Origin of the sequence: Streptomyces sp. V4I23 (assembly GCF_030817975.1) — a bacterium.
GTDB lineage: Bacteria > Actinomycetota > Actinomycetes > Streptomycetales > Streptomycetaceae > Streptomyces.
On record NZ_JAUSZW010000004.1, the window covers coordinates 2,353,429 to 2,366,328 of the forward strand.

Annotated in this window: 11 protein-coding genes; 3 read left to right on the plus strand and 8 right to left on the minus strand. The window is 70.7% G+C overall.

Going from position 1 to position 12,900, the window contains the following annotated elements; genetic code table 11:
* Position 1 precedes the first annotated feature (1 nt).
* The 3 genes from QFZ82_RS12740 to QFZ82_RS12750 form a co-directional block, all read right to left on the minus strand.
* The gene (locus QFZ82_RS12740; RefSeq protein ID WP_307713277.1) at positions 2–1,090 is read right to left on the minus strand and encodes a branched-chain amino acid aminotransferase; all 1,089 of its coding nucleotides are present in this window, start codon (positions 1,088–1,090) and stop codon (positions 2–4) included.
* 257 nt (positions 1,091–1,347) lie between these two features.
* Complete coding sequence (locus QFZ82_RS12745) at positions 1,348–2,391, minus strand: 3-isopropylmalate dehydrogenase (RefSeq protein ID WP_307713278.1); 1,044 nt, start codon at positions 2,389–2,391, stop codon at positions 1,348–1,350.
* 82 nt (positions 2,392–2,473) lie between these two features.
* On the minus strand, positions 2,474–2,602 hold the full coding sequence (locus tag QFZ82_RS12750; protein ID WP_256355792.1) for a hypothetical protein: 129 nt from the start codon (positions 2,600–2,602) through the stop codon (positions 2,474–2,476).
* Between the two features lie 336 nt (positions 2,603–2,938).
* Between QFZ82_RS12750 and QFZ82_RS12755 the strand changes: the two genes are divergently transcribed.
* Complete coding sequence (locus QFZ82_RS12755; RefSeq protein WP_307713279.1) at positions 2,939–3,961, plus strand: NADP-dependent oxidoreductase; 1,023 nt, start codon at positions 2,939–2,941, stop codon at positions 3,959–3,961.
* Between the two features lie 44 nt (positions 3,962–4,005).
* On the opposite strand, the gene QFZ82_RS12760 is transcribed toward QFZ82_RS12755, so the two are convergent.
* The gene (locus QFZ82_RS12760; RefSeq protein WP_307713280.1) at positions 4,006–4,572 is read right to left on the minus strand and encodes a GNAT family N-acetyltransferase; all 567 of its coding nucleotides are present in this window, start codon (positions 4,570–4,572) and stop codon (positions 4,006–4,008) included.
* A gap of 163 nt (positions 4,573–4,735) precedes the next feature.
* Here QFZ82_RS12760 and QFZ82_RS12765 point away from each other — a divergent pair, with 163 nt between their 5' ends.
* Entirely contained in the window at positions 4,736–5,617 is an 882-nt protein-coding gene (locus QFZ82_RS12765; RefSeq protein WP_307713281.1) for an alpha/beta fold hydrolase, read from the plus strand.
* Between the two features lie 62 nt (positions 5,618–5,679).
* Here the strand turns inward: QFZ82_RS12765 and pruA are convergent, their stop codons facing one another.
* Both pruA and QFZ82_RS12775 read right to left on the minus strand, forming a co-directional pair.
* On the minus strand, positions 5,680–7,311 hold the full coding sequence (gene pruA / locus QFZ82_RS12770; RefSeq protein WP_307713282.1) for an L-glutamate gamma-semialdehyde dehydrogenase: 1,632 nt from the start codon (positions 7,309–7,311) through the stop codon (positions 5,680–5,682).
* 73 nt (positions 7,312–7,384) lie between these two features.
* Positions 7,385–8,311 carry a proline dehydrogenase family protein gene (locus tag QFZ82_RS12775; protein ID WP_307713283.1) on the minus strand — a complete coding sequence of 309 codons (927 nt, stop codon included), beginning with the start codon at positions 8,309–8,311 and terminating at the stop codon, positions 7,385–7,387.
* A gap of 183 nt (positions 8,312–8,494) precedes the next feature.
* Here QFZ82_RS12775 and QFZ82_RS12780 point away from each other — a divergent pair, with 183 nt between their 5' ends.
* A complete protein-coding gene (locus tag QFZ82_RS12780; RefSeq protein ID WP_307713284.1) occupies positions 8,495–9,727 on the plus strand; it encodes a CdaR family transcriptional regulator in 1,233 nt (410 codons plus the stop codon).
* A gap of 308 nt (positions 9,728–10,035) precedes the next feature.
* Here the strand turns inward: QFZ82_RS12780 and serA are convergent, their stop codons facing one another.
* A complete protein-coding gene (serA, locus tag QFZ82_RS12785) occupies positions 10,036–11,628 on the minus strand; it encodes a phosphoglycerate dehydrogenase (protein ID WP_307713285.1) in 1,593 nt (530 codons plus the stop codon).
* Positions 11,629–11,855: 227 nt separating this feature from the next.
* Positions 11,856–12,857 (minus strand): ketol-acid reductoisomerase, encoded by a 1,002-nt coding sequence (gene ilvC / locus QFZ82_RS12790; RefSeq protein WP_307713286.1) that lies wholly within the window; start codon positions 12,855–12,857, stop codon positions 11,856–11,858.
* Positions 12,858–12,900: the final 43 nt, after the last annotated feature.

A 12,900-nucleotide genomic window follows, 5' to 3' on the forward strand; every position in this document is an offset into this window, starting at 1 on the left:
TTCAGCCGAGCTGGTGGGTCCAGCCGTGGACGTCCTCGGCCCTGCCGGTCTGGATGTCCAGCAGCGCCTCGCGGAGCTTCATCGTGACCTCGCCCGGCTCGCCGCCGGACTGCGTCCACTCGCCGCCCGCGGACTTCACCCGGCCGACCGGGGTGATGACCGCGGCGGTGCCGCAGGCGAAGACCTCCGTGAGAGTGCCGTTCTCGGTGTCGGCCCGCCACCGGTCGATCGAGACGCGGCCCTCCTCGGAGGTGTAGCCGAGGTCCTTGGCCAGCTGGAGGAGCGAGTCACGCGTGATGCCCGCGAGCAGCGAACCGGTGAGCTCGGGCGTGACGATGCGGTCGCCGTACACGAAGTACAGGTTCATTCCGCCCAGTTCCTCGACCCACTTGTGCTCGACGGCGTCGAGGTAGGCGACCTGGTCGCAGCCCTTGGCGGCCGCCTCGGCCTGGGCGAGCAGGGAAGCCGCGTAGTTGCCGCCGGTCTTCGCGTCGCCCATGCCGCCGGGGACGGCGCGGACGCGGTCCTCGGAGAGCCAGATCGAGACGGGCTTGACGCCGCCGGGGAAGTACGCGCCGGCGGGCGAGGCGATGACGAGGAAGAGGTACTCGTTGGCCGGGCGCACGCCGAGCCCGACCTCAGTCGCGATCATGAACGGACGCAGGTAGAGCGACTCCTCGCCACCGTGCGCGGGCACCCACGCCTTGTCCTGCTCGACGAGCGCGTCGCAGGCGGCGATGAACAGGTCCACGGGCAGCTCGGGCATGGCCAGACGGCGGGCCGAGGCCTGGAAGCGCCTGGCGTTCGCCTCGGGGCGGAAGGTGACGACCGAGCCGTCGGGGCGGCGGTAGGCCTTGAGCCCCTCGAAGATCTCCTGCGCGTAGTGCAGGGTCATGTTGGCCGGGTCGATCGACAGCGGCGCGTACGGGACGAGCTCGGCGTCGTGCCAGCCGCGGCCCTCGGTCCACTTGATCGTCACCATGTGATCGGTGAAGTGCCGGCCGAATCCGGGGTTGGCCAGGATCGCCTCACGCTCCGCGTCGGACAGCGGATGCGAGGAGGGCTTGAGCTCGATCGTGGGCGTCGTCATGAGTGCAGTGTCCTTCACCGGTTGTCAGTGGCGGACCGCGCTCACGCCGACTGCTTGGACGTCCGAGCATTGCCGGCCGACACGGCCCACGCCCGATTATCGCGCGCGGGTGACCGGTCAGGGAGGCGTGGGTGCGGCCCAGGGTTCGATGGTGGCACCCGGTGGCCGTACAGGAAAAGCCGCCGGGCGCTGTGGGAATGCGACCCGGCGGCTTCTGGGGGGTCCGGGGGACACCCCCGGAAAGTCGGTCCGGCGGGTCAGCTCGCTACTCGTACCGCGAGCGCGTCGCCGATCACGTCCGTCGTGCGGACGGTCTCCGGGGTGCGCTCCGCCAGGTCGGCGGCGACCGCGTCCTCGATGCGGACGGCCTCGGTCTCGTAGCCCAGGTGTCGCAGGAGCAGGGCGACGGACAGGATGGCGGCCGTCGGGTCCGCCTTGCCGGTGCCCGCGATGTCGGGCGCCGAGCCGTGGACGGGCTCGAACATCGACGGGAACGCGCCCGTCGGGTTGATGTTGCCGGAGGCCGCCAGGCCGATGCCACCGGTCACGGCAGCGGCGAGGTCGGTGATGATGTCGCCGAAGAGGTTGTCGGTGACGATGACGTCGAAGCGCTCCGGCTGGGTGACGAAGAAGATCGTCGCGGCGTCGACGTGCAGGTAGTCGGTCGTGACCTCGGGGTACTCCTGGCCGACCTTGTCGAAGATGTTCTTCCACATGTGGCCCGCGTACACGAGGACGTTGTTCTTGTGGACGAGCGTCAGCTTCTTGCGGGGGCGGGCCTTGGCCCGCTCGTAGGCGTCGCGGACGACGCGCTCCACGCCGTACGCCGTGTTGAGGCTGACCTCGGTCGCGACCTCGTGCTCCGTGCCGGTGCGCAGGGAGCCGCCGTTGCCCGTGTACGGGCCCTCGGTGCCTTCGCGGACGACGACGAAGTCGATGTCCGGACGGCCGGCGAGCGGGGTCGCGGTGTTCGGGAAGAGCTTCGACGGGCGCAGGTTGACGTAGTGGTCGAAGGCGAACCGCAGCTTCAGCAGCAGGCCGCGCTCCAGCACGCCGGACGGCACCGACGGGTCGCCGATGGCGCCGAGCAGGATCGCGTCGTGGCCCTTGAGGGAGTCGAGCTCCGCGTCGGGGAGGGTCTCCCCCGTGCGGTGCCAGCGGCTGGCGCCGAGGTCGTACTCCTTGGTCTCCAGCTTCACATCCTGCGGGAGGACGGCGGCAAGGACCTTCAGGCCCTGCGCCACGACCTCCTGGCCGATGCCGTCACCGGGGACTACTGCGAGATTGATGCTGCGAGACATGTCGGCACCCTACTCCCCGTCCCATTCATTGACACGGCATGTCCGCCATATGGACACGCGCGTCGGCACGGGGTCTCGGCGATCAGTGACCGGTCGAGCCGCCGTTGTCGCGGCGGTCGAGGGCGCGCTGCAGGGCCGCGGCGGCGTTCTTGCGGTCGGCTTCGCTCATGCGGGAGGAGTGACGGACGCGGCGGACGGTCTCAGCGGGCATGATGATCGACTCCTTGGAATCAGAAGAGATTTCGAAGGCGCCGGAAGGGGCGGGGAGCGGTGCCGCAGGGGTTGCCTGCCTCAGGCACGGACTCACGGCCGCCATTCGCTGGATCGAGCGAGACGTTCGGCTCCTACAAAGCTAGGCCAGCCACGCTCTCCTGTCTCCACAATTACTCGGACTTCCTACTATCTGAGACGCCACCGCCTTCGCGCACGGTCGGCCCCGCCCTGACCCGCGCACCGGGGACACCGTCCACAAAGGGGACCGTCGTGACGGCGACGGGCCGAGGCACCCCCCTGCCGGGCCGGAGCAATCCTGACTACCGTCACGATCATGACGACTGACACCGCGCTGACCGTGCACCAGATCGCCCGGCCGACCGGCTTCCCCACCGCGTCCGATTTCGCCTTCACCGAGGCGCCCGTGCCCTCGCCGGGGCCCGGCCAGGCACTGGTCGAGAACCTGTACTGGTCCGTGGACCCGTACCACCGCGAGGAGATGGACGGCGGATGGACGCTGAACAGCCCGCTGGAGGGGCGGACGACAGGCCGGGTCGTGGCGTCCCGGGACTCCGGCCTGACCGAGGGCGATCTCGTCTTCCACCGGGCGGGGTGGCGCACCCACGCACTGGTGACGGCCGGCGCCGACGGCGCCCGCGGGCTCCGGGAGCACCAAGGCGTCCCGCTCGTCGCGTACTTGAGCATCCTGGGCGGCACGGGGCTGACCGCGTACGCGGCGCTGACCCGCACGCTGCGTCTGCAGGCGGGCGAGGACCTGTTCGTCTCGGCCGCCGCGGGCGGGGTCGGCACGGCGGCGCGCCGCATCGCCCGACTGCTCGGCGCCGGCCGGATCGTAGGAAGTGCGGGGTCCGCGGAGAAGGTCAGGTACCTGACCGAACGGGTCGGGTACGACGCGGCGTTCGACTACCACGACGGACCGGTGGCCGAACTGCTGGCGAAGGCGGCGCCGACCGGCATCGACGCGTACGTGGACAACGTGGGAGGCGGCCACCTGGAGGGCGCGATCGCCTCGTTGCGCGAGTCGGGCCGGATCGCGTGGGTCGGCGCGATCGCGCAGTACAACACGGCCGAGCCGCCGCCCGCGCCCCGCAACCTCTTCGACGTGGTGGGCAAGGCGCTGCGCCTGGAAGGCGTGCTGGTGCGCAAACACACCTCCCTGCAGGGCGAGTTCGAGGACTTCCTCGTCCCGCACCTGCAGAGCGGCGCCGTCGCCGCCGACGTGACGGTGGTCGAGGGCTTCGAGCGGATCGTGGAGGCGTTCCTCGGGATGCTGCGCGGCGAGAACACGGGGAAGATGCTCGTCGCCCGGTCGGGCACGGCGACGGCGGCGCCGTAGCGGGAGACGCTGTCGGAGCACGCCGCCGTAGCGTGCGGCCGCCGTCAGAGCACGTCGCCGTCGCGCCAGTCGAAGACGAGTGCGCCCGCGGCCGGTTCGGGCAGCGGGGCGGCGCCTGCCGGGCGGAGGTAGGCGGAGTCCTCCTCGTCCGGGAGGTGCTCGGGCCCGGCGGGGCCGAGCGTCTCGATCCGCCCCCGCCACAGCCGCCAGCCGCGGGCCCGGTAGAGCCCGGCGCCGTCGTCCGAGGCGGACAGCGCGCCCAGGTCGTACGCCCCGTCGATCACGGCCTCCAGTGCCGCCATCACCTGCCCGCCGAGCCCTTGCCGTCGGCGGTCGGCCCGGACCGCGACGGCCTCGACGTAGCCGACTCGGTACGAACGGCCCGCGTGCAGCGCCCTGCGCATGATCACGCTCCCGTGCGCGGCGATGCCGTGCCGGTCGCGGACGAAGGCATGCATGCCGCCGAGTCCGTGCGCCCAGTCCTCGGCGCCGAAGTCGCCGTCGAACGCGGTGCCCAGCATCGCCCTGATCTCGCCGAGCACGGCCGGCGGGAGCTGACAGGTGTGCGCGGTGCGCAGCGGGTCGGGCAGGTCCGTCGCTCGGTCGGTCATGACCGCCAGTCTCGTACAGCACGCCCTCACGATGCGGCGGTTCCCGCCCCTCCGGCCACACCGCCGCCACTCTAACTATTCAATTTCATTTGACAGGTTAGGCATCCAAGCGTCCAATGGTCGTCTTGGACCGTCCACGGCATCGCAGGGTGAGGGGCCAGTCATGGCTGAGCAGCGCGTACACCACCGCACGACCACCGTCCGGGGTCACCGGATCGCCTACCGGGAGGCCGGGCCGGCCGATGCGCCCGTCATCCTCCTGCTGCACGGCTTCCCCACCAGCTCGCACATGTTCCGCGACCTGATCCCGCTGCTCGCGGACCGCTACCGGCTCGTCGCCCCCGACCACCTCGGCTTCGGCCGCAGTGCGACCCCCTCCGCGCAGGAGGTGGACTACAGCTTCGCCGAACTGGCCGAAATCACGGCAGAGTTCACCGAGCGGCTCGGCCTGCACCGGTTCGCGGTCTACGTCCAGGACTACGGCGCACCCATCGGCCTGCGCCTCGCCCTCGCCCACCCCGACCGCATCACCGCGATCGTCACGCAGAACGGCAACGCGTACCTCGAGGGCCTCGGCGCCGAGGCCTGGGAACCGGTCCTGGCGCTGATCGCCGACAGGAACCCGGACACCGAGGAGCCGGTGCGGGCGATCCGCTCGCTCGACGGCATCCGATGGCAGTACGAAACCGGCGTGCCGGCCGAGTACCGCTCGCTGCTCAGCCCCGACGCCTGGCACCACGACGCCGCGCTGATGGCCCGGGAGGGCCAGGACCTCATCCAGCTCGATCTCATAGCCGACTACGGCGCGAACTTCGCCCTCTACCCGGCCTTCCAGGAGTTCTTCCGCACCCGTCAGGTGCCCCTGCTCGCCGTCTGGGGCCGCTACGACGAGATCTTCGTCCCGGCGGGGGCCGAGGCGTTCCGACGGGACCTCCCCGACGCGGAGATCCATCTGCTCCCGACGGGCCACTTCGCGCTGGAGACCCACGCCCCCGAGATCGCCGCCCTGATCGACGACTTCCTGACCAGGAGCGTGAGGGCATGAGAACCGCCCCCGTCCTGGCTCGGGGGGCCAGGACGGGGGCGGTGTCCTACGGGCGCCGGGCGTCAGCCCATGTGCGGGTAGGAGTAGTCGGTCGGCGGGACCAGCGTCTCCTTGATCGCGCGGGTCAGCGTCCAGCGCATCAGGTTCTGCGGGGCGCCGGCCTTGTCGTTGGTGCCGGAGGCGCGGCCGCCGCCGAAGGGCTGCTGGCCGACGACGGCGCCGGTCGACTTGTCGTTGATGTAGAAGTTGCCCGCGGCGTACCGCAGCTTCTCCATCGTGTGCGCGGCCGCGGCGCGGTCGTTCGCGATGACCGAGCCGGTCAGCGCGTAGTCCGACACCGACTCCATCTGCTCCAGCATGGCGTCGTACCGGTCGTCCTCGTAGACGTGGACGGCGAGGATGGGGCCGAAGTACTCGGTCGTGAAGACCTCGCTCGAAGGGTCCGTGCACTCGATGACCGTCGGACGGACGAAGTAGCCGACCGAGTCGTCGTAGCTGCCGCCCGCGACGATCGTGCAGGCCGGGTCGGACTTGGCGCGGTCGATCGCGGCCTTGTTCTTGGCGAAGGCACGCTCGTCGATCACGGCGCCGATGAAGTTCGTCAGGTCGGTGACGTCACCCATCTTGATGCCGTCGACCTCGGCCGCGAACTCCTCCTTGAAGCCGGAGTTCCAGATGGAGGCCGGGATGTAGGCACGCGAGGAAGCGGAACACTTCTGGCCCTGGAACTCGAACGAGCCGCGGGTCAGCGCGGTCTTCAGCACGGCGCGGTCGGCGCTCGGGTGCGCGACGACGAAGTCCTTGCCGCCCGTCTCGCCGACGATGCGCGGGTAGGAGCGGTACTTCTCGATGTTGTTGCCGACCGTCTTCCACAGGTGCTGGAAGGTCTTGGTCGAGCCGGTGAAGTGGATACCGGCGAGCATCGGGTGGTTGAGCGCCACCTCGGAGACCGCGATGCCGTCGCCCGTCACCAGGTTGATGACGCCCTTCGGCAGACCGGCCTCCTCCAGCAGCTGCATCAGCAGCACGGCGGCATGGGTCTGGGTCGGGGACGGCTTCCAGACGACGACGTTGCCCATCAGCGCGGGCGCGGTCGGCAGGTTACCGGCGATGGCCGTGAAGTTGAACGGCGTGATCGCGTAGACGAAGCCCTCGAGCGGGCGGTGGTCGAGGCGGTTCCACACGCCCGGCGAGTTGGCCGGGGGCTGCTCGGCGAGCAGGTCGCGGGCGTACTTGACGTTGAAGCGCCAGAAGTCGACGAGCTCGCAGGGGGTGTCGATCTCGGCCTGCTGGGCCGTCTTGGACTGGCCGAGCATGGTGGAGGCGGCCAGGGTCTCGCGCCAGGGGCCGGCCAGCAGCTCGGCGGCGCGCAGGATGATCGCGGCGCGGTCGTCGAAGGACATCGCGCGCCAGGCCGGGGCGGCGGCGAGCGCGGCGTCGATCGCGTCCTGCGCGTCCTGCTGGGTGGCACCGGCGAAGGTGCCGATGACGGCCTTGTGGTTGTGCGGCTGCACGACGTCGACCCGCTCGCCGCCGCCCATCCGCTTGACGCCGCCGATGGTCATCGGCAGCTCGATCGGGTTCTCGGCCAGCTCCTTGAGCTTTGCCTCGAGGCGGGCGCGCTCGGCGGAACCGGGGGCGTAGCCGTTCACCGGCTCATTGACCGGTGCGGGGACCTGGGTGACAGCGTCCATGAGTTCCGTGACTCCTTTGCGAGGGTGGGGAGGGGCTCGGCCCTGGAATCGGTTCTGGGGGTCTGTGCCTGGTTCAGTTCTTGGTGATCATCGAGCGCACGAAGAACAGGAGGTTGGCGGGCTTCTCCGCGAGGCGGCGCATGAAGTAGCCGTACCAGTCGGTGCCGTATGCGGTGTAGACGCGCATCCGGTGTCCTTCGGCGGCGAGGCGGACGTGCTCGTCGGTGCGGATCCCGTACAGCATCTGGAACTCGTACTCGTCCAGTTTGCGCCCGGCGCTGCGCGCGAGCTCCTGACCGATCGCGATCAGGCGCGGGTCGTGCGACCCGATCATCGGGTAGCCGTCGCCCTCCATCAGGATCCTGAGGATGCGGACGTACGCCTTGTCGATCTCGGCCTTGTCCTGGATCGCGACGGAGGCGGGCTCCTTGTACGCGCCCTTCACCAGACGGACACGGCTGCCGTTCGCGGCCAGGCGCCGGGCGTCCTCCTCGGTGCGGAAGAGGTACGCCTGGATCACGCAGCCGGTCTGCGGGAAGTCCTTCCGCAGCTCCTCGTGGATGGCGAACATCGAGTCGAGGGTGGTGTGGTCCTCCGCGTCCAGCGTGACCGTGGTGCCGATCGCGGCCGCGGCCTCGACGACCGGACGGACGTTGGCGAGGGCCAGCTCGTGACCGCCCTCCAGGGACTGGCCGAACATCGACAGCTTGACGGACATCTCGGCACGGGGGCCGAGCTCCAGCGGCTCGAGGTGCTCGACGAGCTCCAGGTAGGCGTCGCGCGCGGCGGCCGCCTGCTCCGGGGTGGTGATGTCCTCGCCGACCACGTCGAGGGTGACCTCGAGGCCCTTGGCAGCGGCGTCCTGGACCACCGGGATGACCTGGTCGACGGTCTCACCGGCGATGAACCGGGCGACGACCTGCTTCGTCCCCGGGGCGGCCGACACGAAGCGGCGCATCTTGTCGCTGCGCGACGCGGCGAGGATCACGGGACCCAGCACGGGGCACCTCCACGGAACAGGTGTTGAAGGGGGCCGAGGCCGACCGCTTTGCGGACGTGTCGGGAACGGCACGAAGAACCACCGTGAAACTTAAGGATCGCTCTGTTCGCGGGCCATCGACAGCTGTCACGCATCCGTGTCCCGGATCTCAGACATATGTCTGAAGGGTGCGAGAATGGCGAAATGAAAGGCGATTACCAGGACCTGGTCGACGAGATCTCCGCGCTGCTCGCCATGCCGGCGACGCTGGAGAACCGGGACTTCGGGCTGATCGCCTTCGGCGCCCACGACAGCGACAGCGCCTTCGACGAGGCCACGCTCGACCCGGTGCGCACCCGGTCGATCCTGACCAGGAAGTCCACGCCTGCGGTACGCGCGTGGTTCGAGGGCTTCGGCATCGCCCGCGCGACGGGTCCGGTCCGCATCCCCGCCGCCCCGGACGCGGGCGTCTTCCGTGACCGCATCTGCCTGCCGGTGCGGCACCGGGGCGTCGTCCTCGGATACGTGTGGCTGCTCGACGCCGACCCGGGCCCGACCGTGGAACAGCTCGCCGCGGCCATGGAGGTGACCGAGCGGATCGGCACGCTCATGGCCGACGAGGAGCGCGCGGGCGCCGACCTGTCGCGTGAGCTGCGGGCGGTGCTGGCCGCCGAGCGCGGCTGGCAGTACGACATGGCGGTGGCCGCGCTGCGTACGGCGCTGGGTGCGGACGCCGACGGGACGCACGCCGTGGTGTGCGTGACGCCGTGGCCCGCGGACGACGCACCGTCGGCCCGCGCACTGCCCGGGGCGGCGGCGCTGTGCACGGTGCCGCTGCGGGCGGGTGCCGCCTCGGGTGCGGTTCCCCGCGGGAGCGAGAGGCCGGCGGCCGTCCGGGCCGTCGCCGCGCTGGTGCGGCTGCGTTCGGCGGACAATGCGGCCCCCGCGCTGACGGTCGCCGCACGGCTGCGTGAGGCGGCGGGGCCGCCCTCCGGCCACGGTCCTGCGGGGGCGGAGGCGGGAACCGGCGTCGCGGCCGGTGTCGCTGCGGCGCGGCGCGGGCTCGGCGAGCTCGACGGGGCGTGGCGGGAGGCCGCGTCCGCCGCACGGGCGGTGCTGGCCGAGCCCGCGCTCGGCCCGGTCGCCCAGTGGTCGGACCTCGGCCCGTACCGGATGCTGACGGCCCTGCCCGAGGGAGCGGCGGACGACCCGGCCGTCCGGGAACTGCTCGCTCCCGCCCACGCGGAACTGGCCCGGACCGCCGAGGTGTTCCTCGACTGCGCGGGCCAGGCCGGCCGCACGGCCGCGGCCCTCGGCATCCACCGGCAGACGCTCTACTACCGCCTGTCGCGCGTGGAGGCCCTGACCGGCCTGGACCTGGACGACGGCGAGCACCGGCTGCTGCTGCACATGGCGCTGAAGGGCGTGCGGCTGTGAGCGGCAGGCCTAGGTGTATTGCCCTGTGAGTTCGTCGGCGCGGGTGGCCGTCTGCGGGTCGAACGTTCCACGGGCAATGAGGCTCAGGCGGCCCCACGGGCCGGGTTCTCCCCGGGCACCTGCCCGAGGCTGTTGATCTTCGTGCAGCGGAATCCAGCCCCGCCGGGGGCACCCCCCACGGCCGCCAGGCCGTAGGGGGAGATTGAGGCGCGGGGTTCGGGGGCCGAGCCCCCGGTTCCGGGAGCGGCGGGTACGCGAAAGGGCCCGGGGAAGCCCCGGGCCCTTTCGTACGCGTGCGTGCGGACGCGTCAGTCCGTGAGGTTCACGGAGCGGGCCGACGTCGCGCCGATCTCCTCCGCGATCTCCGAGAGGACGGCCTGCGGCACGGTGTCGTCCACGGTCAGGACGACGAGCGCCTCGCCGCCCTCCTCCGCGCGGGAGACCTGCATGCCCGCGATGTTCAGACCCGCCTCGCCGAGGATGCGGCCGACCGTGCCGACGACGCCCGGACGGTCCTCGTACCGCAGGACGACCATGTGGTCCGCGAGCGCGAGGTCCACGTCGTAGTCGCCGACGGCGACGATCTTCTGGAGGTGCTTGGGGCCGGCCAGCGTGCCGGAGACCGCGACCTCCTCGCCGCCGGAGAGCGTGCCGCGCACGGTGACGACATTGCGGTGGTCCGGGGACTCGGAGCCCGTCGTCAGGCGGACCTCGACACCGCGCTCCTGCGCGAACAGCGGGGCGTTGACGTAGGACACGGTCTCGTCGACGACGTCCTCGAACACGCCCTTGAGCGCGGACAGTTCGAGCACCTTGACGTCGTGCTGGGTGATCTCGCCGTAGACCTCGACGTCGAGACGGACCGCGACCTCGCCCGCGAGCGCGGTGAAGATGCGGCCGAGCTTCTCGGCGAGCGGCAGGCCCGGGCGCACGTCCTCGGCGATGACACCGCCCTGCACGTTGACCGCGTCCGGCACGAGCTCACCGGCGAGCGCGAGGCGCACGGAACGGGCGACGGCGATGCCGGCCTTCTCCTGCGCCTCGTCCGTGGACGCGCCGAGGTGCGGGGTGCAGACGACCTGGTCGAGCTCGAACAGCGGGGAGTCGGTGCACGGCTCCTTGGCGTACACGTCGAGGCCCGCGCCGGCGACCCGGCCCTCCTTCAGCGCCGAGTACAGCGCCTCCTCGTCGACGATGCCGCCACGGGCCGCGTTGACGATCCGGACCGTCGGCTTGACCTTGTGCAGGGCCTCGTTGCCGATCAGGCCGAGCGTCTCGGGCGTCTTGGGGAGGTGGACGGTGATGAAGTCGGAGACCTCGAGCAGCTCGTCGAGCGTGAGGAGCTTGACGCCCATCTGCGCGGCGCGCGCGGGCTGCACGTAGGGGTCGTACGCGACGATCTTCATGCCGAAGGCGGACATGCGCTGGGCGACCAGCACGCCGATGCGTCCGAGGCCGACGACGCCGAGGGTCTTCTCGCTGAGCTCGACGCCCGTGTACTTCGAGCGCTTCCACTCGCCGTTCTTCAGGGCGGTGTTGGCCTGGGGGATGTTGCGCGCGGTGGCGACGATCAGACCGCAGGCCAGTTCGGCGGCCGTGACGATGTTGGACGTCGGGGCGTTGACGACCATCACGCCGGCCTTGGTGGCGGCGGAGACGTCCACGTTGTCCAGGCCGACGCCGGCGCGGGCGACGACCCGCAGCTTCCTGGCGGCGGCGATGGCCTCGGCGTCGACCTTGGTGGCCGAGCGGACCAGGATGGCGTCGACATCGGCGATCGCGGGGATGAGCTCCGCACGGTCGGCGCCGTTGCAGTGCCGGATCTCGAAGTCCGGACCGAGCGCGTCGACGGTCGCGGGCGACAGCTCTTCAGCGATGAGTACGACAGGTTTCGAGCTCACGTGAGTCCTCACATGTCCAGTGCGGACGGCCGTCCCGACGGCCGCAGGCGGTGGAGGGGGCTAGCCGCGTGGAAGACGCACGACACTGTGGGCCTGACGCGTATGTAGTGATGAGTGTAGTGGTGCACCAGGGTGCGTCTTACGCCTCGGTGGAAGGATCACTCGTCCGTGGCTGGACGAAGTGGCGGGGGCGAGGGGGCCGGAATGCGGCCCCCTCGCCCACCCGGTCACGCCTCGTCGTTGTCGACCCAGCTCATGAGCTTGCGCAGCTCCTTGCCCGTGGTCTCCAGCAGGTGGTTCTCGTCCTGCGTCTTGTACTCGTTGTACTTCTTCAGACCGCCGTGGTACTCGTCCATCCAGTTCTTGGCGAACGTGCCGTCCTGGATCTCGGCGAGGACCTTCTTCATCTCGGCCTTGGTGGCGTCCGTGATGATGCGCGGGCCGGTGACGTAGTCGCCCCACTCGGCGGTCTCGGAGACCGACCAGCGCATCTTCTCCAGGCCGCCCTCGTACATGAGGTCCACGATCAGCTTCAGCTCGTGGAGGCACTCGAAGTAGGCGATCTCCGGCTGGTAGCCGGCCTCGGTCAGGGTCTCGAAGCCCGCCTTGACCAGCGCCGCGGTGCCACCGCAGAGGACGGCCTGCTCGCCGAACAGGTCGGTCTCGGTCTCTTCCTTGAAGGTCGTCTTGATGACGCCCGCGCGGGTGCCGCCGATGCCCTTGGCGTACGACAGCGCCAGGTCGAAGGCCTTGCCGGTGGCGTCCTGCTCGACGGCGGCGATGCAGGGAACGCCGCGGCCCTCCTCGTACTGGCGGCGGACCAGGTGGCCCGGGCCCTTGGGGGCGACCATGGCGACGTCGACACCGGCCGGCGGCTTGATGAAGCCGTAGCGGACGTTGAGGCCGTGGCCGAAGAACAGGGCGTCGCCGTCCTTCAGGTTCGGAGCGATGGACTCCTCGTAGACCTGGGCCTGGATCGGGTCCGGGACGAGGATCATGATGACGTCGGCCTCGGCGGCGGCCTCGGCGGGCGTCACCACGCGCAGGCCCTGCTCCTCGGCCTTCGCCTTGGACTTGGAGCCCTCGTGCAGACCGACGCGGACGTCGACACCGGAGTCACGCAGCGACAGCGCGTGGGCGTGGCCCTGGCTGCCGTAGCCGATCACGGCGACCTTGCGGTTCTGGATGATGGACAGGTCGGCGTCGTCGTCGTAGAACAGCTCGGCCACTGGGATTCTCCTTGGAGTGCTGGTGTTGCGTCCCACCGTACGG

Excerpts from the sequence above, each read along its gene's own strand:
- QFZ82_RS12740 (WP_307713277.1), bottom strand. The coding sequence starts at position 1,090 with ATGACGACGCCCACGATCGAGCTCAAGCCCTCCTCGCATCCGCTGTCC.
- QFZ82_RS12745 (WP_307713278.1), bottom strand. The coding sequence starts at position 2,391 with ATGTCTCGCAGCATCAATCTCGCAGTAGTCCCCGGTGACGGCATCGGC.
- QFZ82_RS12750 (WP_256355792.1), bottom strand. The coding sequence starts at position 2,602 with ATGCCCGCTGAGACCGTCCGCCGCGTCCGTCACTCCTCCCGCATGAGC.
- QFZ82_RS12755 (WP_307713279.1), top strand. The coding sequence starts at position 2,939 with ATGACGACTGACACCGCGCTGACCGTGCACCAGATCGCCCGGCCGACC.
- QFZ82_RS12760 (WP_307713280.1), bottom strand. The coding sequence starts at position 4,572 with ATGACCGACCGAGCGACGGACCTGCCCGACCCGCTGCGCACCGCGCAC.
- QFZ82_RS12765 (WP_307713281.1), top strand. The coding sequence starts at position 4,736 with ATGGCTGAGCAGCGCGTACACCACCGCACGACCACCGTCCGGGGTCAC.
- pruA (WP_307713282.1), bottom strand. The coding sequence starts at position 7,311 with ATGGACGCTGTCACCCAGGTCCCCGCACCGGTCAATGAGCCGGTGAAC.
- QFZ82_RS12780 (WP_307713284.1), top strand. The coding sequence starts at position 8,495 with ATGAAAGGCGATTACCAGGACCTGGTCGACGAGATCTCCGCGCTGCTC.